We start from the raw sequence: 22,282 nt of genomic DNA on the forward strand, positions 1-22,282 counted from the left end.
CCGGTCAGTCCCTGGGCAGCAGGGTGCCGAGCGGCCCGAGGTCCAGGTTGAGGTCCTCGGGCCGCAGCCCGTACCGCTCGCGCAGCTCCCCCATCGCGCGGTCGAGCAGCATCAGGGTGGTGCCGATCCGCTCGGTCTGCTCCTCCGTCAGCTCGCCCGAGTCGACCCGGCGCACGGCCTGGCGTTCCATCAGCTGGCGCAGCAGCTCGACGACGGTGAGCACCAGGGCGACCAGGTCCCGGCCGACGGTGTCGGCGTCCAGGTCCAGGCGGCCGGCGGTCACAGCGGCCCGCCGTCGGCCCAGGGCGCCGGCACCCGCTCGTTGACGGAGGAGAGCAGGGCGTGCAGCGAGAGCCTGACCAGCGGCACCTCGGCGATGGCGATCACCAGGTCGCCGCTGATCACCACGCCGGTGGCGAGCACCCGGTCGAGCAGGTCGACCAGCGGCACGCCGAGGGGCCCGTGGCGGAGGTCCTCGCCGTGCCAGGGGACCGGCTCGGTGGTGGCGGTCACCGCTCCCCGCCCTCGTCGAGGCCCGCGAAGGAGTAGGGGGCCCAGGGCCCGGTGAGCTCCACCGTCACCCGGTCGGCGAGGTCGGGGGCGGCGCGCAGCGCGGCGACGGCGGCGGCCAGCTCGGCGGCCCGGTCGTGGTCCACCAGGTAGGTGGCGTTGAGCAGTTGGCGGTGCGGCCGGCCCGGCGCCGGCTCGTGCGGGCGGAGCCGGCGGGCGGCGGCGGCGATGGGGCGGAGCGCCGCGTCCACCCGCTCGGCCGCCTCGGCGGCCGCGTTCCCGCGCTCCTCGCGGTCCTGCTGCCGGCCCCTGATCCGGTCCAGGTAGGCGCGGCCGGTGAGCGGGGCCCCGGCCGGCTCCTCGGCCGGCCGGGCGGCGCCGGTCGAGAGGACCTTGACGCCCCACTCGGCGCGGCCCGCGACCCGGTCGAGGGCGGCGAGGAAGCGCGGGGCCTCGCCGGCGATCGCCCGGCGGGCGCGCTCCTCGCCCTGGTAGAGGGTGGCGAGCGGCAGCGGCACCACCGGGCAGGACCCGGCCACGGCCGCCACCACCCGGTGGTGGTCGGTGGCGCACCGCTCGACGAAGGCGCGGTCGCCGAGCCGGTCGCGCAGCGCCGCCTCGGCGTAGTCGGCGGCCGGCAGGTCCTGCACGACGGCGGCCAGCGGCCCGGCGGCGACCAGCCGGACCCGGCCGACGGCGTCCCGGTGCCCCGGCAGTCCGTCGAGCGGGGGCCGGGCGTCGCCCGGGCAGACGGCGAAGACGCAGGTGGCGACGGCGGTCTCGACAGTGCTCGGGGGCGGGGTCATCGCTTGTGGTGCTCCTTCTCCTCCAGGGCGGCGAGTTGTTCGCGCAGCAGCCGGTTCTCCTCGGCCAGCGCGTCGTGGGCGGCGCGGGTGGAGAGCGAGGGCTCGGTCTCCCACCAGTTGATGCCGGCCCGCTTCGCGGTGTCCACGGAGGAGACGAACAGCCGCAGGCGCACGGTCAGCAGCTCGATGTCCAGCAGGTCGATCTTGATGTCGCCGGCGATGACGATGCCCTTGTCCAGGACGCGTTCCAGGATGTCGGCGAGGTTGGCGGTCCGCGGCGGATAGGGCTCGAGCGGCTCGTAGTTCTCCAGCGGCTGCGGGATCCGGCTCATCTGCGTCTCCGCCCGCCCCGCGGCTTGCCGCCGCCCTCGTCCTCGCCGTCCTCCTCGCCGTCCTCCTCGTCGCCCTCTTCCTCGTCCTCGCCCTCGTCCTCCTCGTCCTCGAACTCCTCGTCCTCGTCCTCCTCGTCGTCGGCCAGGCCCTCCTCGTGGCTGCGCACGACCTCGCCCTCGCGGATCTCGCCGCGCCAGCCCTCGGCCTCCTCCTCGGCCTCCAGCGTGACGTAGCGCTGGAAGTGCTTGAGGTCGAGGCGCAGCCGGCGGCCCTGGGCACGCCAGAGGTTGGCGGTCTTCTCGAAGAAGCCGGCCGGGTAGTACTGGACGACCACCACGATCCTGGTGAGGCTGGGCGCCAGCTCGTGGAAGGAGACCACGCCGCGGGTGCTGCCGCGGGAGCCCTCCGAGGTCCACTCGATGCGGTCGTCGGGCACCTGTTCCTTGACGGTGGCCTTCCAGTCGCGGGTGGAGGGCCCGATCTTGGCCTTCCAGGAGCTGGTGATGTCGTCGTCCTCGCGGTCGACGCTCTGCACGCCCTTCATGAAGCCGGAGAACTGGTCGTACTCGCACCAGTAGTCGTAGCAGGCGCGCAGCGGCACCCCGACGTCCAGGGTCTCGATGATGCTGGTGAACTTGCCGCCCTTGGCGCCGCCCTTGCCGCCGCCCGCCTTGTCGGCCGCCTCCTTGACCCGGTCGCTGGCCTTGCCGACGGCCGAGCCCGCCGCGTCCTTGGCCCGGCCGCCGACGGCCCCGGCCACCATGCCGGCGCGGTCCTTGGCGCCGCCGGTGAGCCGGTGGAGCTGGGCGCCGGCGAACCTGCCGAGCTCCTCACGGAGCCGTTCCAGGCTCTCCGCCATGACGTCCGGCTGTCGGTCCTCGGTGTCCCTGCCCTGGTCCTGTCTCGCCATGTCGCTCACCGCCCGCCGGACGAGCGGGCCGCGCCGGCCTTGGCCCGCTGCTGGGTGGTCTTCTTCTTGCCGCCCTTGCCGGCGGTGCCCTGCCGGGAGCGCTGGGCGCGCCCGGTGTCCGGCTGCTCCTCCTCGTGCTCCTCCTCGCCGCCGTCCGGCCCGTGGTGGCCGTCGAGGACGGCGCTGCGGGCCTGGAGCGCGTCCGCGAGCGCTTCGATGCGGTGACCGGCGATGTTCCGCCCGGCCTGGAGCAGGTGTCCGCCCATCTGGCCGAGCTGTGGCATGCCGTGCTGCTTCTCGCCCGAGTCCGAGCCCGAGTCCGAGCCGTGCCGGCCGCCGCCGAGGCCGCGGCCGAGCACATAGCCGGCGACGGCCAGGGCGACCTTGGCCTTCTTGGTGCGGCCCATCAGGTAGCCGCTGGCGATGCCCGCCGCGAGGGCGGCTCTGGTGGTTTCCTTCATCGTCGCCCTCCGGCGTGTCGGGTGTGCCATCCTTCGTCGGCCGTCTGGAGTCGCTGGATGCGGTGGAGGATGGGCTCCTCCTCGCGCTCGAACTCCGCCTGGTCGATCTCCCCCTCGTCCAGGGCCCGGTGCAGCGCGGCGAGCCGCGCCATCAGCGGCGCCGGGTCGTAGTACTCCTTCTCGGCGGCCTCGGCCACCTGGTCGGTCAGCCAGCGGACGCCCCGTACCGGGGCCAGCGGGAGGAGCAGCAGCCCGGAGAGCAGTCCCATCCGTGGCTCACCGCCCGCCGGCCGCTGGCGGGTGCGCGGCGGTGCCGGCCGTCTCGGGGCGCGGCGTCACGAAGCTGAAGCAGGGCAGCGGGCCGCTGAGCCGCAGCTCGGCCCGGTCACCCAGCTCGGCGGCCCGGCGCTCGGCCGTGGCCCTGAACTCCGGTTCGCGGGCGGCCGCGACCAGGAACGAGACGTTGCCGACACACTCCGGGAGCTCGGGTCCCGGCGCGGTGGCCTCGGCGAGCGAGGCCAGTTCGCGCAGCGCGCTGGCCGCGGCCTCGGCGGCGCGGCGCCGCAGTCCGGCGGCGACGGCCTCGCCGAGGCGCACGCTCGCCTCGTAGCCGGGGCGGCGCCTGGCCGCCTCCCGCAGTCGGCGGACCGTCCGGTCCTCGCGGACGAGGTCCGCCATGGCCTCCTCCACGGGGAACGCCTTGAGGTTCATCTCCAGGCGGCCGTCGAGCCGTTCGAGGGTGGCGAGGTGTTCGGCCTCGTCCTCCCGCAGCCGCCGGCGGACGGCCTCGGCGTCCGGCGCGACCACGCCGAAGCGCATGGGGATCACCGGCCCTTCGGCGGCGAGCGCCAGCAGGACGTCCTGGTGCGCCAGCAGGTCGCGCCGCCGGGCGAGCAGCCGCTCGGGCGGCGTGCTGACGACGGCGGCCAGCGGCCCGGCCCGCAGCATCCGCGGCCTGGCCGGCGGGGAGCCGACGCCCCGGCGGTCCGCCGGTGGCGTGCGGCCGGCGTGCACGACGCCGTAGACGTAGACCTTTCCGGTGGCCATGGCTCAGCCCCGGCCGGGGCCGTGTCGGCGGGCCTGGCGGCGCAGCCCCTCGGTGGCGCGCTCGCCGGTCTCCTCGACGGCCTCCCCGGCGTGCTTGAGCTTCTTCTTGACGGAGCGGTGGTGACCGGGGGTCAGGGCCTCCTTGGCCTTGTGGCCCTTGCGTTTCACGGCCTTCTTCAGCCCCTTGCGGGCCGCCGCCTCGGCCGGGTGTCTCACCCCGGCCATGCCGCCGAAGAGTTCGGGGACGGTGCGGGAGCGGCTGTCCTCCTCGAGGTCTATCCGGTTGCACGCCTCGGCGAAGCGCAGATAGGTGTCGACGCTGGCGATCACCACCCGGACGTCGATCTTGAGGATCTCGATGCCCACCAGCGAGACCCGCGGGAAGACGTCGATGACCATGCCGCGGTCGAGGATGATGTCGATGACGCCGTAGAGGGTGCCGGTGCGCGGGACGCAGGCGACGTCGTCGCGGTAGGTGGTGGTGACCGTCATGCCGGGTCTCTCCTTACGCTGCGGGCGTCAGTAGACGCCCTCGGGTTCGGTCGGCGCGGCGCGCCGGAAGCGACGCACCCCGCGGTAGCGCAGGAGCTCCCCGTCCTCGTCGAGTTCGACCTGGTAGGTGGCCAGCAGGCTCGTCGTGTCCGGGATCCTGGGCACTTCGAGGACGTCGACGTCCACCCGTCAGCCCTCCTCCTCGCGCGAGACGGCCGAGACGCCGTCCACCGGGTGGCCGACCAGTTGTTCGAGGCGTCGGCTGGCCCTGCGGGCGGCCCCGAGCGGGCCGCGTACCGGCTTGGGCCGGCGCCTTGCGTGGCGGCCTGGCCGCTCCGAGTCGTCTCCCATGGGACGAGTCCGCGCACGGCCCCGCCGGTCGCGCGCCCGGTGCTGGGCCGTCCGGGCGGCGCGTTACGGCGTTCGGCGGCCGCGGCCCGTGCGGTACCTGGCGGTGGTCGCGAGGATCGCGGCGAGGGCCGTGGCGGCCGCGGCGGCGGTCGCGGTCGCGGCGGCCAGTCGGCCGTCCGCGTGGTGGAGTTCGGGGCGCGGCGCGGCGACCGTCTCGGGGCGGTCGGCGGGCGCCGGGGTGGCTCCCGGCAGGCCGAGCGCCAGGGCCTCGGCCAGGTGCATGGCGCGGCGGCCGGTGTCGGACTGGTCGATCTGGGTCCGGCAGCTGAAGCCGTCGGCGAGGATCAGCGTGTCGGGCCCGGCGGCCCGGACGGCGGGCAGCAGGACGCGCTCGGCGCACGCCATCGAGACGTCGTGGTGGCCGCGTTCGAAGCCGAAGTTGCCGGCCAGGCCGCAGCATCCGGAGTCGGGGATCTCGGCGTCGACGCCGGCCCTGCGCAGCACCTCGCGGTCGGGGTCCTGGCCGAGCACCGCGTGCTGGTGACAGTGGGTCTGCACGAGGGCGGCGCGGCGCACGGCCGGCGGGCGCCAGCCGTCGGGGGCGTGCCGCAGCAACGCCTCGGCGAGCGTGACGGTCTGGTCGGCGAGGCGCCGGACGTCCTCGTCGTGGCTGAACAACTCGGGCGCGTCGGCCCGGAAGACGGCGGTGCAGGAGGGTTCGAGGCCGACGATCGGCGTGCCGGCGGTGAGCCAGGGCCGCAGCGTCTCCACGGTGTTGCGCAACACCCGTGCCGCCCGGTCGAGTTGGCCGGTGGAGAGCCAGGTGAGCCCGCAGCAGACCGGCCGCTCGGGGACGGCGACGCGCAGTCCCGCGGCCTCCAGCACCTCGACGGCGGCCTGGGCGACGTGCGGGTGGAAGTAGGTGCTGAAGGTGTCGGGCCACAGCAGCACGGCGCGCGGGTCGCCGGGGATCGGCTCGGACACGCCGCGCCCGCGCCACCAGTCGAGGAAGGACCGCTCGGCGAAGAGCGGCAGGTCCCGCTCCGGGGTGACGCCGGCGAGCCGCTTGCCGAGCGGCGCGAGCCCGGGGGCGTGCAGGGCGGCGTTGACGGCGCGGGGCGCGGCCTGGGCGATCCTGGCCCACAGCGGCAGCCAGCCGAGCGTGTAGTGGGCCGCCGGGCGGGGCCGGCCGGCGTAGTGGTGGGCGAGGAACTCGGCCTTGTAGGTGGCCATGTCGACGCCGGTGGGGCAGTCGGACTTGCAGCCCTTGCAGGCCAGGCACAGGTCGAGGGCGTCGCGCACCTCGGTGGAGCGCCAGCCGTCGCTGATCGCCGCGTCGGCGTGGCCGCCCATCATCTCGAACAGCAGCCGGGCGCGGCCCCGGGTGGAGTGCTCCTCCTCGCCGGTGGCCCGGTACGACGGGCACATCACGCCGCCCTCGTGGGAGCGGCAGTTGCCGATGCCGACGCAGCGCATCACGCCGCGGCGGAAGAGGTGGTCGTCCTCGGGGTAGTCGAAGTGGGTGGGGGTGTCGTGCGGGCGCCAGCGCGGGCCGAGCCGCAGTTGGCCGTCGAGCGGGTTGGGGCCGCGGCCGGGCACCGGCGAGACGATCTTGCCCGGGTTCATCCGGTTGTCCGGGTCGAACAGGCCCTTGAGGGTGGCGAACGCCGCCACGAGCCGCTGGCCGAACATCCGGTCGAGCAGTTCGCCGCGTGCCTGGCCGTCGCCGTGCTCGCCGGAGAGCGAACCGCCGTAGGAGACCACGAGGTCGGCGGCGCGCAGCATGAACTCCCGGAAGCCGGCGACCCCCTGGGCGTTCCTCAGGCCGAACGGGATGCGGGTGTGCACGCAGCCCTGGCCGAAGTGCCCGTAGAGCGACGGGTGGTCGTAGCCGAACTCCTCGAACAGCCGCTTGAGGTCGCGCAGGTAGTCGCCGAGTCGCTCGGGCGGCACGGCCGAGTCCTCCCAGCCCTCCCAGGTCTCGCGGCCGTCCGGCGGCCGGGCGGTGACGCCGAGGCCGGCCTCCCTGGCCTGGAGGAACTTCTGTTCCCTGAGCGGGTCCTCGGAGATCGCCACCCGGTCGTCGTCCTCGGCCAGGCCGAGTCCGGCCAGCAGCCGCCCGGCCTCCTGCTGGGCCTCCTCCGGGCTGTCGCCGCCGAGTCGCACGAACAGCCAGCTGTCGCCGCGCGGCAGCAGCGCGAGCGAGTCGGCGTGCAGCCCCTCCTCGCGCATCAGCTGCGCCATCCGGTCGTCCAGCGCCTCCAGTTGGAGCGGCCGGCAGTGTTCGAGCACCCGCGGCACGTCGGCGGCGGCGGCGCAGACGTCGGGGTAGCCGAGCACCACGAGGGCGTCGGCCGCCTCGACCGGCACCAGGTCGAGCTCCGCGCGCAACACCGTGACCAGCGTGCTCTCGCTGCCGACCAGCGCCTTGGCCAGGTCGAAGCCGTTCTCCGGCAGCAGCGAGTCGAGGTTGTACCCGGAGACCCGGCGCGGGATGCGGGGGTAGCCGGCGCGGATGTCGTCGGCGTACTCCTCGGCGAGCGCGCGCAGGCCCCGGTAGAGCCGGGCCTCCTCGCCGCCGGCGGCGAGGATCTCCTGGTAGCGGCGCTCGTCGGTGGGCCCGACCCACATGCGGGCCCCGGTGTAGGTGAGGACCTCCAGCGCGCGCACGTTGTCGACGGTCTTGCCGTACGCCTGCGCCGAGGCGCCGCAGGAGTTGTTGCCGATCATGCCGCCCAGCGCGCAGTGCGTGTGGGTGGCCGGCTTGGGGCCGAACTTCAGGTGGTGTTCGGCGAGTTGCCGGTTGAGGGCGTCCAGCGTGATGCCGGGCTCCACGACGCAGGTCCTGGCCGCCGGGTCGACGGAGACCAGCCGGTCGCAGTACTTGGTCCAGTCGATCACGACGGCCACGTTGGTGCACTGGCCGGCCAGGCTGGTGCCGCCGCCCCGGGAGAACACGGGCGCGCCCTGTTCGGCGCAGACGGCGACGGCCTCGGCGGCGTCGTCGACGGTGCGGGGCAGCACCACGGCCAGCGGCACCTGCCGGTAGTTGGAGGCGTCGGTGGCGTAGGCGCCCCGGCTGCCCGGGTCGAAGCGGACCTCGCCCTCGACCCGGGCGGTCAACTCGGCCCGCAGCCGGCGCATGTCGAGGCCGGCGAAGTCCTCGGGCCCGGGGTCGCGCACCAGGCGCTCGCTCATCGGATCACCGTCCTTCTCGATGGCCCCCCGGGGGGTCGCGCCGCCGGTCGCGGGCTCAGCCTCGGCCGCGGCGGCCGGGCAGGAACTCCTGGACCTTCTGCTTGAGGCCGATCCTGACGACGTCGGCGCGGTCCGGGTCGCCCTGCAGCAGGGCGGACACCGTGGACTCGGCCTGCTCCCACGTGGCGTGCGGCGGGATCGGCGGGACGGCCGGGTCGGTGACGAACTCCAGCACGCTCGGCCGGTCCGCGGCCAGCGCCTCGCGCCAGGCGTCCCGCACCCCTTCCGGGCTCTCGACCCGCACCGCGTGCAGCCCGATGGAGCGGGCGAACTCGGCGTAGGGCACGTCGGGGATGCGCTGCGAGGGCTCGAACTGCGGGGCCCCCGACATGGCCCGCATCTCCCAGGTGACCTGGTTGAGGTCCTGGTTGTTGAGCACCCCGACCACCAGCCGCGGGTCGCTCCACTCCCGCCAGTACTTGCCGGCGGTGATCATCTCGGCGAGGCCGTTCATCTGCATCGCGCCGTCCCCGACCAGGGCGATGGCCGGCCGGTCCGGGTGGGCGAACTTGGCGCCGATCGCGTAGGGCACGCCGGGGCCCATGGTGGCGAGGTTCCCGGAGAGCGAGCCGCGCATCCGGCCGCGGAACCTGACGTGCCGGGCATACCAGTTGGCCGAGGAGCCGGAGTCGGCGGAGATGATCGCGTCCTCCGGCACCACCTCGGAGAGGGCGTGCGCCACCAGCTCCGGGTTGATCGGGTCGGCCTCGGTGGCGGCGCGGCGGTCCATCGTCTTCCACCAGCGCTCGACGTTCCGCTCGATGTCGCGCCGCCAGACGTCGTGCTTCTTCTGCTCCAGGCGCGGCAGCAGCAGCCGCAGGGTCTCGCGGGCGTCGCCGATGAGGTTGACCTCGAACGGGTAGCGCATGCCCGCCATGTGCGGGTCGAGCTCGATCTGCACGCCCCTGGCCTGGCCGAACCCCGGCAGGAACTGGGTGTAGGGGAAGCTGGACCCGATGGCGAGCAGCGTGTCGCAGTCCCGCATCAGCTCGTAGGAGGGGCGGGTGCCGAGCAGGCCGATCGCCCCGGTGACGTACGGCAGTTCGTCGGAGAGCACGTCCTTGCCGAGCAGGGCCTTGGCGACGCCGGCGCCGAGCCGGTCGGCGAGCTCCATCACCTCGTCCCGGGCGCCGGCGGCGCCCTGGCCGACCAGCACCGCGACCTTGCCGCCCTCGTTGAGCAGCGTGGCGGCGCGCTCGATGTCCCGTTCCGCGGGCACGGGCGCGCCGGTCGAGGTGTCGAGGCTGGACGGCACCATCTTGAAGGCGTGCGTCGGCGGCTGGTAGTCGAGCTCCTGCACGTCGGCCGGGATGATCACGGCGGTGACCGTGCGGCGGGCCCGGGCGGTGCGGAAGGCGCGGTCGATGACGTTGGGCAGCTGCTGGGGGACGGTGACCATCTCGCAGTAGTCGGAGGCCACGTCCTTGAACAGCGAGAGCAGGTCGACCTCCTGCTGGTAGGAGCCGCCCATGGCGCTCCTGTTGGTCTGTCCGACGATGGCGACGACGGGCACGTGGTCGAGCTTCGCGTCGTACAGCCCGTTCAGCAGGTGGATCGCGCCGGGCCCGGAGGTGGCCGCGCAGACACCGACCCGGCCGGAGAACTTGGCGTAGCCGACGGCCTCGAAGGCCGCCATCTCCTCGTGCCGCGCCTGGATGAACTGCGGCTTGTCCGCCGCCCGCCCCCAGGCCGCGAGCAGCCCGTTGATGCCGTCCCCGGCGTAGGCGAACACGTGCTCCACTTCCCAGTCGCGCAACCTGCCCAGCACATAGTCCGCCACCTTCTCGGCCATGAGACGGCTCCAATCCTCCGTGTCGGGGACAGTAATCCGGAGCAAGCCGGACCAAGGACCACAAATGGCCCCCTGTCTTGGTAACACAGACGGAGCAGTCCCGCCCCCCGAGGCCGCTCCCGCACGGCCTCGACCGGGCCGGCCGGATCCCGGGGCGCGGCCCCCGTCGCACAGAAGTCTGATCTTGAGACGCGCCGAGCGGGTGCGGAACGCTGTCCGGTGCCGTCCCCGACCCAGGAGATCCGGCCATGAGCAACGAACCGGCCCCAGGACCCCGCCGGAGCGGCGACCCGAGGTCCGCCACCGCCGTGCTGGGCGTCGCCCTGTGCGCGGCCCTCTCCGGCACCGTCTCCGTCCTCGTCGCCGGTCTCACGCTGTCCCCGACGGTCATCGCCTTCTGGCGGGTGGCGATCGCCGCGGCGGCGCTCGCGATCCTGCTCGCGCCGTCCCGGCACCGCCGGCTGCTGCGCTTCCCAGGACCCGTGGTCCTCGTGCCCGGGGTGCTGATGGGCGTCCAGTGGGTGATGCACTTCGCCGCCCTGCAGCAGACGTCGATCATCAGCGCCGTGCTCATGACCTCGACGGCCCCGGTCCTGGTCGCCCTGCTGGCCCCGCTGCTGCTGCGGGAGCGGCCGACCCCCCTGTCGCTGACGGCGCTGCCGCTGGCCGTCGCCGCCACGGCGGTGGTCGTGACGGGCGGCGAGGGGGGTGCCGAACTCTGCCCCGCCGGCGTGGCGTTCGGGGCGGGCTCCGCGCTGTCCTACGCCCTGTGGATCATCTGTCTCAAGCGGTACGCCGACGACATCGACCCGACCACCCTGGTGTTCTACCAGACCCTGGTGGCCGCGCTGGTGCTGAGCCCGACGTACCTGCTCGCCAGGCCGGCCGTCACCCGGGACGAGCTGGGCCGGCTCGTCCTGCTCGGCGTCCTCCTCACCGCCTGCCTCGGCATCGCCTACCAGAGCCTGATGCGGCGGGTGACGGCCCTGGAGCTCGGCGTCCTCTCCTACGTGGAGCCCGGCACCGCCGCCCTGTTGGCGGTGGCCCTGGAGGGCGAGCCCCTCAGCCTGGAGATCGTGGCGGGGGGCACGGCGATCTTCCTGGCCGGGGGCCTGGTCACCCTGGGGAACCTGCGGAGCCCCCGGAACCGTGCCCCCGCGCTCACGCCGGCAGGTCGTACTCCGTGAGCGACATCAACGCGTCCTGCTCCGGGTTGGTGAGCTCGGCGACGCGCATGGCCTGGCGTTCCGTCATGTTCTGGAACAGCTGGCGGGCGGTGCGGCCGTTGCCGAAGCCCTCCCCGCGCGGGATGGCGCCTATGTAGCCGGTGAGCGCCTTGCGGGCGCCCTCCGTGAGCTGGTAGCGGTGCCGGCGGGCGTTGTGCTCCACGATGCTGACCAGCTCCTCCGTCGAGTAGTCCGCGAAGGTCAGGCTGCGGGAGAAGCGGGAGGCCAGGCCCGGGTTGGAGTTGATGAAGCGGCTCATCTCGCCCGGGTAGCCGGCGGCGATGACGACGACCTCGTCGCGGTGGTCCTCCATCAGCTTCACCAGGGTGGCGATGGCCTCGCTGCCGAAGTCCTGCGCCACCCCGGCCGGGGTGAGCGCGTACGCCTCGTCGATGAACAGCACCCCGCCCATGGCCTTCTCGAACGCCTCGGTGGTCTTGGGTCCGGTGTGGCCGATGTACTCGCCGACCAGGGCGCTGCGGTCGACCTCCACCAGGTGGCCGCGGGAGAGCAGCCCGAGGGCGCTCAGCAGCCGGCCGTAGAGCCGGGCCACCGTGGTCTTGCCGGTGCCCGGGTTGCCGGCGAAGACCAGGTGGCGGCTGAGCGGCGGGGCCGGCAGGCCGGCCTCCTGCCGCATCCGCACGGTCTGCATCAGCTTGACCAGGCCGCCGACGTCCCGCTTGACGCCGTCGAGGCCGACCAGCTCGTCCAGTTCGGCGAGGAGTTCGGGCAGCGACTCCTGGGTCGGGCCGTCCTCGTACTCGTCCCCGGGACGCTCCGCGGTGCTGGCGGTGGCGGTCGGCCTCGGGGCCGCGGCGGCCGGCCCCTGGTCGCGGTTCCGGTCCCGGTCGTGGTCCCGGTCGCGGGGTCTGCGGCGCCGGTCCTGTCCCGGGCCGTGCGTGGGCGGGTGCTCGGGGCCGCCGTGGCCGCGGTCGAGCCCGGGCAGCCGGGGCGAGCCGACGTTGATCGCGACGCAGTTCTCGAAGACGGCGTGCGCGCCCTCGCCGAGCCCCAGGTCGTGCGCGGAGTCGAAGACCCGGCAGCCGCGGAAGCGCGGCGCCGCGTCCCTGGCCACGTGCAGCGCGGGCAGCGCGCTGGCGATCACGTCGCAGTGGTCGAAGGTGCCCCTGGCGCCCTCGCCGACGAACACCCCGTGCTTGCCGGAGCGCGCCACCCGCACCCCGCGCAGCCGCGGGTCGGCGCCCGCCGACAGCTCGACGCCGTTGCCCTGCTGCCCGGTCACCGTGCAGTAGAACAGCAGCGACTCCTCGGTGGAGCGCAGCCTGACCCCGGTCTCGCCGCCGGTCACCCGCGCGCCGCGGGCCATCACCCGGGCCTGGTCGCGCACCTCGACGCCGGAGAGCCGGGCGCCGGCCAGCGTCGACTCGTTGATCTCGGCCTTCGCCGTGTGGTCGAGACGCACCCCGGAGCGGGCCGCGTTCTCCACCCGGCAGTCGGTGAGCAGCGCCTCGGCCGCGTCCTGCACCAGCACCCCGTTGCGGCCCGCGCCGAACAGGCCGCTGCCGCGCAGCAGCACCCGGGAGGTGTCGCGGGCGCGCAGCCCGGAGCCGGAGCCGCCGTGCACCCGAAGCAGGTCCGCGCGCAGCACGGCGCTGCCCGAAACGGCGATGCCGATGCCCTCCACGCCCTCGATGGCGGTGTCGTCCAGGCGCGCCAGGCCGTCCCCGGTGATGTGCAGCGCGGTGTGCCTGGCGGCCCGCAGCCGGGTCCGCCTGGTCACCAGCACGCCGCCGGCGGTGGGGTCGGCGAGCTCGGCCGACAGGTCGTTGTCCAGCGGGATGGTGCCCACCGGGACCTCGGGGCGCGCGGTGAGGTTGCGGGAGCCGAGCACCTCGACCCGGCCGTGGCTGACGACGCAGTCCTCCAGGGTGAGCCCCGAGGCGTCCTCCACCCGCAGCAGCGCCTCGGCCGGGTCCGCGCCGCGCAGCACCAGGCCGCGCATCCGGCAGTCGGGCGCGGCCACGGTCAACGGCCCGGCGGCCAGCGGCACCGCGATGGTCACCGAGCCGTTGCCGTGCTGCGGCAGCAGCGTCACGCGGCGGGCGAGGCGGAACGACTCGGCGTACTCGCCGGGCGCGACGCTGATCACCGCGCCCGCCGGGGCGACGGCCAGGGCCTCGGTGATCGTGCGGTGCGCGCCCCGGGTCCTGGGGGCGACGCGGATCGGGTCGTCGGTCATTGACCCGCCCCTCCTTGCGAGTTGTTGGGATCCTGCCCGTCGGGTTCCGGCTGGGGCGAGGTGATGCCGAGCGAGGCGCGGATGTCGGGGCCGAGCCAGAACATGGCGATGCTCTTGTCCATCAGCTTGCCGATGACCGGCATCACCAGGAAGTCGATCACACCGGCGCGGTGGTAGAGGCGGGCAGCCATGGTGTTCTGCATCATGCCGCGGATGGCGCCGACGCTGAACGCGCCCGCCAGGCCGCCGGCGAAGCCGGCCAGGCCGTAGAAGGCGGCGGCGCCGCCCTCCAGTTTGTGCCGGTTGCCCTCGGAGTCCTTGACACCGAAGATCGCGGCGCCGGCCGCGCCGGCGGCGAAGCCGGACAGGCCGCCGATCCCGGCGTTGAGGAAGAAGTCGTAGGTGCCGCCGCGCCAGCGCAGCACCTTCTCGTTGCCGGCCCACTCGGACGCCCAGGCGTCGTCGTTCTGCCGGAAGTTGTAGGCGTAGCCCTGGTCCTTGTTGCCGAAGCCGACCTTCCAGGTGCCGCGGTGGGCGCCCCAGTTGTGCAGGCCGGCCGAGAGGGACTTGACGCCGGCGGAGATGGCCGCGTTGAACGCCGCCTGCTGCACGTCGGTGATGGTGAACGGGGTGCCGGTGGCCGCCGAGACGATGCCGAAGACCGTGAGGTTGAGCAGGAAGTCCAGGGCGAACTCCTGGGTGAGCGCGACCCCGACCGAGCCCATGTTGTTGGCGAGGAACGGCGTGTAGAGGGACTCGGCGCCCCGCACCGCGCCCGGCCGGTTGGTGACGGCCGGGCCCCAACTCCAGCGCAGCGACTCGCCCCACTCGCGGGTGAAGCCGCGGAACTCGTTGGAGAAGTCGATGAAATGCGTCTCGCGGCCCACGAGATGGGTGGTGCCGAAGGTGTCGCGCTGGAAGATGTTGCCCGGGATGGTGCGCTCGGTGACCACGGTGTGGCCGTTACCGTCGCCGAAGACGTGCCGGCGCCACTGCTTCTGCCAGGTCTCGGTCTCCAGGAACGAGCCGTCCGGGAGCCGCTTCGTCTCGCGCACCGCGACCCCGGCGTCGTACTCCTTCCAGCCGCGGTAGGCGTCGGCGCCCCGCGCCGCGTCCAGGCCGTCCGGCTTCGCGACGTACTCGCGGACCCGGAACGGCTCGATGGTGAGGATGTCGCGCGCCGGGTTGCCGCTCTTCGCGAACGCCGGGATCTCCTGGATCCGGATGGCTCCCTCGCTGTCCAGGTGGTCGGCCCACCGGGCGCCCGGCTTCCAGTCGTTCGAGAGCCGGCCGGAGTCGTCGTACCACCGGCGGACCCGCACGTCCTGGTCCCCGAACCGCTGCACCTGGCCGTCCGCGCCGATCTTGTTCCAACGCCAGGACGGCGGGTGGTTGGCGTCGCCCGGCACTCGCCAGGCGTCGAGGGTGACGCCGTCGGCCAGCAGCCGGTGCTCGCGGACCAGCTGCCCCGTGCCGTCGAAGTCCTGGAACGAGTGGCGGTCCCACCCCCGGTAGTGGATGTCGTTGGTGGCCGCGTACTTGCGCACGCCGCCCGAGCCGTTGGGGCCGCTCCAACGGTTGACACCGTCGCTGCGGATCTGGACGGCGTCGTCGCCGAGGCCGAAGGTGTCCTGCCGTGCGACCACCGCGGCGTGCGGGTCGGTGATGATCCAGTCGGCGGAGCCGTCCTGGTGGCTCATCCGCCGGAAGTCGAGATCGTCGCCCACGTCGAAGGGGGTGCGCTCCAGCGGGCGCGGACGGTACTCCAGCATGGTGCCGTCCGTGAAGCCGACCCGGGCTATCTGCCAGTCACCGGCGTTGGCGGTCGGCGAGAACGGGTCGGCGTGGGCCCGGTTGACGTGGAAGCGGTCCACGAACAGCACGTCGTTGCCGGTCTTTCCGCTGCCGGCCGGAAGGCGGACGTTGTTGAAGTCCGCCGGGTTGAAGCTGCGGTGGCCCTGCAACTTGTCCGCGCCCTCCGACCAGGGCTGGTAGCGGTTGGGCAGGGTGACGCCGTCCGGCAGCTTGACGTTGTCGCCCACGGTCAGCTCGTTGCCGTTGGTGAGCTTGCGGGTCTCGCCGACGAAGTCGCCGGTGTGGCTGATCCGGAACACGCCGTGGCCGTGCTGGCTGGTGAACTGGATGCCGTGGTTGACGGTCGTTCCGCCACTGGATTGCTCCCAGCGGGCGATCTGCATCCTGCTGTCCTTGGCCCAGTCGGTCACATCCGTACGGAAGGTCATGCCTCGGAACTCCGAACTGAGCACCGAACGCCAGGCGTTCGGCGGCCGCTGCTCGGCGATCCGCTCGATGGTGAGGATGTCGCCGTTCTTCAGGGCCGCGGAGCCGCCGACCTCCTTGCCGGTGGGCGCGATGGCCTTCCACTCGGCGCTCCAGCTGCCGTTGGCGTTGATGTCGTGCGCGGTGTAGCGGCGGAGGTTGTCCAGGCCGGCGATCCGGCCGACCTTCTGGTGCACCAGCTTGGTCTCGCCGGTGGTGGGGTCGGGCATCCGGTCGATCCACGCCCGGCCCGGGCTCCAGGTCCTGGTGCCGGAGGCGACCTGCTGGTAGTCGGCGTCGAACCGGTACCAGGTGCTGGTGCTGCCGGACCAGTAGTGCGCGTTCATGCCGCGCATGTCGGCGATGACGTGGCCGCCCTGCGGGTTCTCCCGGAAGTGGCGGACGGGGTTGCCCGCGTTGTTGTAGTCGACCCAGGCGCGGCCGCTGACGCTCCACTTGCGGCGGCCGAACTCGCCCAGGTTGCCGTCCGCCCGGATCTCCGACCAGTGGTCCCGGCTGCCGGGGCCGTAGGGGACGCCGTTGCCGCCGCGCAGGCTGGGGGCGGCGACGTGGCTGTCGAGCACGGCGCCGTCGGGCAGCACGCGGCGGTCGAAGACCGGGGCGCCGGAGTGGGAGAGCAGCGAGACGTGGCCGCGCTCGGCGCCCTTGACGTCGACCTTGCCGAAGTCGAACCACCCCGGGTTCTGCGGGGCGGTCGCGCCGGCGACGCCGCTGTTCCTGGTCCAGGTGGGGGCGTCGGGGTTGGTCCGGTAGTCGATGAGGAAGTGCTGGTTGCCGACGGCCCGGCCCTGGTGGAAGACGTCGATCCGCTGTTGGGTGATCTTGCCGGTGGTGCTGTACTCCTGCCACTCGTTGGCCCGGGCGCCGTGCCCGTCGACGCGGTAGCCGCCGTTGTTCGGCAGGGTGTGGATGGTGCCGTGGGTGGTGATCGGTGTGAGCTCGCCGCCGCGCAGCTGGAGGGCGTTGGCGTTGGTGATGTCGAGGTAGCGCGAGTCGACGCCGTCCGACAGTTCGAGGACCCGCAGGTTGGTCGGGGCGCCGCCGTCCGCCGCGTGCAGCGTGACGTTGCGGACGTTGGTGGTGGCGTGGGGCGCGCTGACGGAGACGTCGAGGTGACCGTCCTGCCGGTAGAGCCGGAAGGCGCCGTCCTCGCCGTTGACGCGGAAGCCGGGGTTGGGGTTGGCCGCCGTCCGGGGCCGGGGCAGCACGGTGCGGTCGGGGACGACGGCGCGGTTGTTGTCGAGCAGTTCGTAGGCGCGGAGGTCGACGTGGTTCTCGAACTGGCGCATCCGCACGAACTGGTCGGTGCCGCCCGCGCCGGTGCCGGGCAGCCGGGTGTCCTGGAACTGGAACGCACCGTCGTTGCCGAACCGGGCGACGATGCCGTTCCCCGGGGTGCTGACCTGGAGATCCCCGCTCGGCAGCCGGGTGATGGTGACGTTGGGCGCGGGGGTGCCGTCCGCGTTCCGCAGTCCGACGCCGGCCGGGTTGGTGGTGTCGACGAACGCGTAACGCGTCGGCTGTCCCGGCTGGTTGATGGTGAGGACGTCGTGGGTGACGTTGCCGTTGTTGTCGATCGCCAGGCCGCGGCCGTTGATGTCGAGGCGCAGGCCGGTGCTCGTGCCCGCCTGGTCGAACTGCTCCACGACCGTGGCGGATGCCGTGGGGCGCTGGGCGCCCACGGGCGTGATCGTCGCGGTGGGGTTGCCCTGCCGGACCACGAGGTCGTGGCCGTTGATGGAGCCGGGACCGCCGTTGACCCGGAAGGTCTCCTCGATCAGCGAACCGTCGTACCGGTGGACGGTGTTGCCGTGCGGGTTGGGCAGGGTGACCATCCCGCCCCGGACGGTGCCGGCGGGGATCGCGCCGCCGTTGCCGGTGTGCAGGACGGGGGTCGCGCTGCCGGGCGGGACCGGCAGGTGGCCGAAGGCGTCGAGCCCGACGCCGTTGCGCCCGACGAACTGGGCGGCGGTGCCGACCAGGTCGCCGGCCTGGTTGACGATGGCGTGCGGCCCGGTCGGCACCGGGATGCGGAAGGTGCCGGTGGTGCCCTGCGCGACGCCCGGGGTGGTCCCGACGCGGGGCGGGGCGCCGTTGGGCACGGTGACGTCCTGACCGACGAGCGGGCCCCTGGTGTGGTGGACGACGTCCTGGATCAGGGCGCCGTTCGGGTGGTAGGTGCTGGTCACGTTGCCGGCGACCTGCTGGACGTTGCCGCCCGGCTGGTGGGTGAGGCCGGTGGCCGCGGTGCCGTCCGCGCCGCGGAACGTCGGGGCGGCCCCACCGCCCACCGGGGTGTGGACGAAGACGTTGCGCGTCGCGCCGCCGTGTCCGGTGAGTTCGACGACCCGGGACAGCTGGGTGCCGGTGGAGTCGACGGAGACATGGAGGCCCGCGCCCACCAGGCGGGTGCCGTGGCCCTGTTGGGGGACACGCGTGACGCCGGCCAGCTGCTCCCCGTCGAGCCCGCGGATCGTGGCGCCGCTCGCGGTGTCGTTGATGGGCGCGAAGAGGTGGTAGTCGGCCGCGGTCCGGCCGGCGGGGACGGTCGTCGGCGGCGTCGGCAGGCTCAGCACGTGGTGCGTGGCGGTGCCGCCGCCGTCGACGACGAGCCGGTTGTGGTTGAGCGTGACGAGGTGGTGGCCGTTGAGGTGGGTGCCGAGCCCGGTGACGCCGCCCGGCACCACGGATCCGTCGGCGCGCACCAGGTCGGGTGCGCCGCCGGCCAGTTCGTCGAAGCGGAGCGAGGAGCCGGTGAAGCCCTGGACGCCGCCGAGGTCGACGTTACGGTGCAGGCCGAGCGGCTGGGCGTCGCTGATCCGGACCGTCAGGTCGCGCGAGACGCCGCCGCCGAAGTCCCGGTGCACGCGCACCGTGGTGCCCGCCGCGTCGCCCGCCGCGAAGGTGACCGGCGCGTGGCCGGGCCCGGTGGCGCCGGTCACGGTCGGCCCGCCGGGGGCGAGGTCGTCGATCCGCAGGTTCACCTGGCCGAACCGGGCGTCCGTGAGGGAGGCGGTGCGTTCGACCGTGACCAGCTGGACGCCGTCGCCGTCCACCCGGAAGCTCAGGTCGCGGGTCACGCCGCCGCCGAGGTTCTGCTGGGCCCGGAACAGGCCCCGCGGGTCGCCGGCGGCGTGGGTGGCCTGGACCGGCGCGCCGTTGCCGGTGATGAGCTGGACCTGGCTGACGGCGCCGTTCTCGTCGAAGCTGGTCGCGAAGCGGACGCCGTTCATCCCGTCGGCCTGGAAGTTGATGCTGTGCGCGCCCTGCGGCGCCAGGGGGCGGGGCGTGTGCGTGACCGTGGAGCCGGAGCCGGAGCCGCTGGCGTCCTCGGTCGAGCGGCCGGGGGGCGGCGGGGGCGCGATCTCGGTGAGGTCGTCCAGGCCGGTGTTGACCGTCCCCGACCCGCCCGGCAGCGGCGTGCCCTGGGTGATGGGCGGGCTGACGTTGGTCGTGGTGGCGTTGCTCCCCGAGCCCAGGTTCTGCAGCGGGATGTCGTCCGCGCCGTTGAGCGCGCCCGAACCGTGCGGGGTGAAGGCGGTGTTGACGGTCAGCGTCTGGAAGTAGGCCGGCGGCGGGGCGTTGTGGGTGATGCCCAGTTCCTCCAGCGCCCGCCACATGGCCACGTCCGGGTTGATGTCCCACAGCTTGCCGCTGAACAGGTCGGAGACCGACCGGCCGCCGCCACCGCCGCCGCCACCGACCGCCTTCTCCGGCGTCGGGGCGGGGGCCGGCGGGGTGGCCGTGGTCTCGGGGCGCGCGGCGAGCGGCACGGGGACCGGCTGCGGGGCGGTGGTCACGCCCTCCGCGAGGTGGCTGTCGAGCGTCGGCGGCGTGTACCCGGTGCCGGTCGGCCGCGGGCCGTCCGTCGCCTCGGTGAAGCGGGTGACCCCCGCGTCGTTGGCGCCGTTGGCCGGCGCGGCGGCGGAGAGCTTGGCGTCGGCGGGCGTCGGGATGTCGGCCGCCCTGATCCCGCCCGGCACGTCGATGTCGCCGGCCCTGACGCCGTTCGAGAGCGACAGGTCGTTGGTGGCCGAGAGTCCGACGGGGCGCGCCTCGATGGAGCTGATCTTGATCGGGGCCACGCCGTTCATGTTCAGCGTGATGTCGCCGAGCGCGGCCGTCTCGGCGCCCGTCGCCCGCACCGTGGGCGGGGTGGCGACCACCGGCGGCGGGGTGACGGCGGCGGCCGGCGGGGCCACGGTGACGTCGAGCTGCGGTGACTGGGCGGCGGGCGTGACGGTCGGCGCGTCGTTGAGTGAGTGCTGGAGCCCCTCGCCGAGGTTGATGGAGAAGGAGTTGGTGTTGCCGAGGTTGACGTCCAGCTGGCTCGGGTTGGGCGCGGCGATGGAGACGCCGTCCGGCAGCGCGTTCGCGACGGTGACGTTGTCGAGTTGCGCGGCGGTCGGCGGGGCGATGCTGACGTTGTCCGCGAGCGCCGGCATCGAGGTGTTGAGCCCCTGCATGGTGGGCATCTCGACGGGCCCGAGGTCCAGCATCGGGCGGCTGGCGCCGGCGAGGTTGACCTCCGGCATGCTCAGCGACATGCCCTGGTCGGCGAAGTTCAGCCGGAGCGACGGCATCGAGGGCAGGTTGAGGTCCAGCGCGAGCCCGTCGCCGCCGAGCCGGGGCGCGGTCGCCGGCAGGTTGCCGAGGCCCTGTCCCGCGCCGGCGTCGACGATGCCGGCGCCCGGGTTGAGGTTGGCCGTCGGGATGGTCACGCCGCTCGGCGGGACCACGCTCATGTCCCCGAGCTGCGGCATGTTGGCGATCGAGATGGCGGGCATCCGGCCGTCGGCCGTGGCCGGCGCGATGGTCACCCCGTTCTGGCCGTAGGTGACCCTGATCGGGGTGAACGCGTCCATGTTGATGGTCAGCGTCAGGTCGCCCGTCCTGGTGCCGCCCGCGAAGCCCTCGGGGAGCAGCGGGACGGCGACGCCGACCGGCTGGCCGCCGGGGCCCGGCATGTGCACCACGACGGACGGCGGGGTCGCGCCGACCAGGCCGCCGGTGTTCATCGCCGGCATGTCGAAGACGTTGCTGCCGAGGGCGGGGCCCGGCATCCCGGAGATGCCGATGTCCAGGCCGCGGCCGGCGAAGTGCAGCGAGATCGGCGGCATCGAGGGCAGGTCGGGGAGGGCGAAGCCGCCGGCGCCGTTGGTGACGCCCTGGCCGAACCGGCCCGCGTCGGCGAGGTTGATCACGTGGGCGATGCCGGAGAAGGACTGGGTGCCGGCGAACCCGGCCGGCTGGTACCTGGCCAGCTTGGTGGCGTCGACGATCGGCAGCCCGTCGGAGCCGAAGCCCCTGATGGCGCGGATGTCGATGACGTTGCTGCCCTGGACGAACGCGCCCGTCCTGAACTGGTTGCCGAGGCCGCGGTTGACGAGCGAGATCCGGAACGCCCGGCCGAGGCCGGTCAGGGAGAAGGTGGCGCCCATCTCGGCGGCGTTGACCGGGGCGATGATCGCCAGCGGGCCGAAGCCCTTGAAGTGCGAGACGACATAGCCGCCGAACCCGGTGGCGTTGCTGATCCGGTAGAGGGCCGTACTGCCCGTCCAGCGGGTGAGGTTGACGGCCGACTGGCCAAGCCCTGCCAGTCCGTTGGCGCCCCAGCCCGCCCGCAGCGTGTCGAACGCGAAACCGGTGAAGTGGCCGGCGCCGCGCAGCCCGTTGAAGCCCGAGACAGCCAACCAGGCGATGCCGCGGCCGAACTGCATCGGCACCCAGAGCATCCCCCGACCCACCAGGTTCGTCAGGTAGATGAACTTGCCGAGGTTGTTCATGTGCGTCATCGGCGCGAAGGTGGTCTTCCCCCAGTTCTTGAAGGTCGAGCCGATCTTCGTGATGTTGATGCCCCGGGTGGTGGGCACCAGCACGCCGATGATGGACAGCACCAGTTCGGTGATGCTGGCGTTGCCGTTGGCGAAGTCGATCGCGGTCTTGACGAGCAGCGCGGCGTTGATGGCGAGGGCGGCGAGCGCGACCGGGCCGCCGAGGATGATGGCCGGCAGGATCAGGGCGATCGCGAAGAAGGTCAGGAACTTCCAGAACTCGGCGCACTCGTCGACGGGCGAGGGGATGTCGTAGGCGGCCGAGTTCAGCGCCTCGCCGGCCGTCTGGGCGGCGCTCTCCAGCGCCTCGCGGGCCTCCTCGGCCTTGCCCTTCTGGGTCTCCCGGCCCTCCTCGTCGTCCTCGTCGAGCCCCTGCGCGGCGGTCAACGCGGCGTCCGCGATGCCCTGTTGCTCGATCATGACGCCGCGGTAGGTGACCAGCGCGTCCTGGACGGCCTGGTGGGCGTCGCGGAAGCCGTCGATGTAGTTGCGCAGCCGGTTGTCCATGAGGTCGCGCAGCGCGTCGGCCGTCTTGCCCTTGAACGTCGTGCTGTGCGAGTTCATCAGCTCGGTGAGGCCCGAGTCGATCTCGTCCGCGATGGTGAGGAGTTCGGCCTGCGAGTCGATCAACGCCTGGAGTTCGTCCGGGTCGCCGGGCGTCGGGTCCTCGCCCAGGTTGATCGCGCTCCAGTCCGGTGGGCGTGGCATGACCTGGGTCCCTCTCCTTCTCGCTGCCGCGGGCCGCGGGGGTGCCGGTGGGT

General features: G+C 73.6%; 14 protein-coding genes and 1 pseudogene. 1 reads left to right on the top strand and 14 read right to left on the bottom strand.

The window, feature by feature from the left end:
• Window positions 1-4: 4 nt before the first annotated feature.
• From RNC47_RS19475 to RNC47_RS19530, 12 genes and pseudogenes are all read right to left on the bottom strand, one after another.
• Window positions 5-283, bottom strand: a complete 279-nt coding sequence (locus RNC47_RS19475; protein WP_311600447.1) for a gas vesicle protein K — start codon at window positions 281-283, stop codon at window positions 5-7.
• Entirely contained in the window at window positions 280-513 is a 234-nt protein-coding gene (locus RNC47_RS19480) for a gas vesicle protein (RefSeq protein ID WP_311600448.1), read from the bottom strand. The genes RNC47_RS19475 and RNC47_RS19480 overlap by 4 nt, the downstream gene beginning before the upstream one ends.
• Window positions 510-1,316, bottom strand: coding sequence for a GvpL/GvpF family gas vesicle protein (locus tag RNC47_RS19485; RefSeq protein ID WP_311600450.1), 807 nt, complete (start codon window positions 1,314-1,316; stop codon window positions 510-512). The genes RNC47_RS19480 and RNC47_RS19485 overlap by 4 nt, the downstream gene beginning before the upstream one ends.
• Window positions 1,313-1,648, bottom strand: coding sequence for a gas vesicle protein (locus RNC47_RS19490; RefSeq protein WP_311600452.1), 336 nt, complete (start codon window positions 1,646-1,648; stop codon window positions 1,313-1,315). Before RNC47_RS19490 ends, RNC47_RS19485 begins: the two co-directional genes overlap by 4 nt.
• A complete protein-coding gene (locus tag RNC47_RS19495; protein ID WP_311600454.1) occupies window positions 1,645-2,559 on the bottom strand; it encodes an SRPBCC family protein in 915 nt (304 codons plus the stop codon). Before RNC47_RS19495 ends, RNC47_RS19490 begins: the two co-directional genes overlap by 4 nt.
• Before the next feature lie 5 nt (window positions 2,560-2,564).
• On the bottom strand, window positions 2,565-3,020 hold the full coding sequence (locus tag RNC47_RS19500) for a hypothetical protein (protein WP_311600456.1): 456 nt from the start codon (window positions 3,018-3,020) through the stop codon (window positions 2,565-2,567).
• Entirely contained in the window at window positions 3,017-3,289 is a 273-nt protein-coding gene (locus RNC47_RS19505; RefSeq protein WP_311600458.1) for a gas vesicle protein GvpG, read from the bottom strand. The genes RNC47_RS19500 and RNC47_RS19505 overlap by 4 nt, the downstream gene beginning before the upstream one ends.
• A gap of 7 nt (window positions 3,290-3,296) precedes the next feature.
• Complete coding sequence (locus RNC47_RS19510; RefSeq protein WP_311600460.1) at window positions 3,297-4,067, bottom strand: GvpL/GvpF family gas vesicle protein; 771 nt, start codon at window positions 4,065-4,067, stop codon at window positions 3,297-3,299.
• Between the two features lie 3 nt (window positions 4,068-4,070).
• A complete protein-coding gene (gene gvpJ / locus RNC47_RS19515; protein WP_311600462.1) occupies window positions 4,071-4,559 on the bottom strand; it encodes a gas vesicle protein GvpJ in 489 nt (162 codons plus the stop codon).
• Window positions 4,560-4,586: 27 nt separating this feature from the next.
• Window positions 4,587-4,910: pseudogene (gvpO, locus tag RNC47_RS19520) on the bottom strand (gas vesicle protein GvpO).
• Between the two features lie 63 nt (window positions 4,911-4,973).
• On the bottom strand, window positions 4,974-8,108 hold the full coding sequence (locus RNC47_RS19525; RefSeq protein ID WP_394814822.1) for an FAD-binding and (Fe-S)-binding domain-containing protein: 3,135 nt from the start codon (window positions 8,106-8,108) through the stop codon (window positions 4,974-4,976).
• Between the two features lie 55 nt (window positions 8,109-8,163).
• Complete coding sequence (locus tag RNC47_RS19530) at window positions 8,164-9,960, bottom strand: thiamine pyrophosphate-requiring protein (protein ID WP_311600463.1); 1,797 nt, start codon at window positions 9,958-9,960, stop codon at window positions 8,164-8,166.
• Window positions 9,961-10,208: 248 nt separating this feature from the next.
• On the opposite strand from RNC47_RS19530, the gene RNC47_RS19535 reads away from it, so the two are divergent.
• On the top strand, window positions 10,209-11,147 hold the full coding sequence (locus RNC47_RS19535; RefSeq protein ID WP_311600465.1) for a DMT family transporter: 939 nt from the start codon (window positions 10,209-10,211) through the stop codon (window positions 11,145-11,147).
• On the opposite strand, the gene RNC47_RS19540 is transcribed toward RNC47_RS19535, so the two are convergent.
• Window positions 11,122-13,386, bottom strand: coding sequence for a right-handed parallel beta-helix repeat-containing protein (locus RNC47_RS19540; protein ID WP_311600466.1), 2,265 nt, complete (start codon window positions 13,384-13,386; stop codon window positions 11,122-11,124). The two genes, RNC47_RS19535 and RNC47_RS19540, sit on opposite strands and share 26 nt — an antisense overlap.
• Window positions 13,383-22,229: a hypothetical protein gene (locus RNC47_RS19545; protein WP_311600468.1), complete on the bottom strand. Its 8,847-nt coding sequence runs from the start codon at window positions 22,227-22,229 to the stop codon at window positions 13,383-13,385. The genes RNC47_RS19540 and RNC47_RS19545 overlap by 4 nt, the downstream gene beginning before the upstream one ends.
• Window positions 22,230-22,282: the final 53 nt, after the last annotated feature.

The organism is Streptomyces millisiae (assembly GCF_031845425.1).
In the GTDB taxonomy this organism is placed as follows: Bacteria; Actinomycetota; Actinomycetes; order Streptomycetales; family Streptomycetaceae; genus Streptomyces; species Streptomyces millisiae.

What these genes read in the sequence shown, in the direction of transcription:
- RNC47_RS19485 (WP_311600450.1), bottom strand. Translation starts at nt 1,316, where the DNA reads ATGACCCCGCCCCCGAGCACTGTCGAGACCGCCGTCGCCACCTGCGTC.
- RNC47_RS19490 (WP_311600452.1), bottom strand. Translation starts at nt 1,648, where the DNA reads ATGAGCCGGATCCCGCAGCCGCTGGAGAACTACGAGCCGCTCGAGCCC.
- RNC47_RS19495 (WP_311600454.1), bottom strand. Translation starts at nt 2,559, where the DNA reads ATGGCGAGACAGGACCAGGGCAGGGACACCGAGGACCGACAGCCGGAC.
- RNC47_RS19500 (WP_311600456.1), bottom strand. Translation starts at nt 3,020, where the DNA reads ATGAAGGAAACCACCAGAGCCGCCCTCGCGGCGGGCATCGCCAGCGGC.
- RNC47_RS19505 (WP_311600458.1), bottom strand. Translation starts at nt 3,289, where the DNA reads ATGGGACTGCTCTCCGGGCTGCTGCTCCTCCCGCTGGCCCCGGTACGG.
- RNC47_RS19510 (WP_311600460.1), bottom strand. Translation starts at nt 4,067, where the DNA reads ATGGCCACCGGAAAGGTCTACGTCTACGGCGTCGTGCACGCCGGCCGC.
- gvpJ (WP_311600462.1), bottom strand. Translation starts at nt 4,559, where the DNA reads ATGACGGTCACCACCACCTACCGCGACGACGTCGCCTGCGTCCCGCGC.
- RNC47_RS19525 (WP_394814822.1), bottom strand. Translation starts at nt 8,108, where the DNA reads ATGAGCGAGCGCCTGGTGCGCGACCCCGGGCCCGAGGACTTCGCCGGC.
- RNC47_RS19530 (WP_311600463.1), bottom strand. Translation starts at nt 9,960, where the DNA reads ATGGCCGAGAAGGTGGCGGACTATGTGCTGGGCAGGTTGCGCGACTGG.
- RNC47_RS19535 (WP_311600465.1), top strand. Translation starts at nt 10,209, where the DNA reads ATGAGCAACGAACCGGCCCCAGGACCCCGCCGGAGCGGCGACCCGAGG.
- RNC47_RS19540 (WP_311600466.1), bottom strand. Translation starts at nt 13,386, where the DNA reads ATGACCGACGACCCGATCCGCGTCGCCCCCAGGACCCGGGGCGCGCAC.
- RNC47_RS19545 (WP_311600468.1), bottom strand. Translation starts at nt 22,229, where the DNA reads ATGCCACGCCCACCGGACTGGAGCGCGATCAACCTGGGCGAGGACCCG.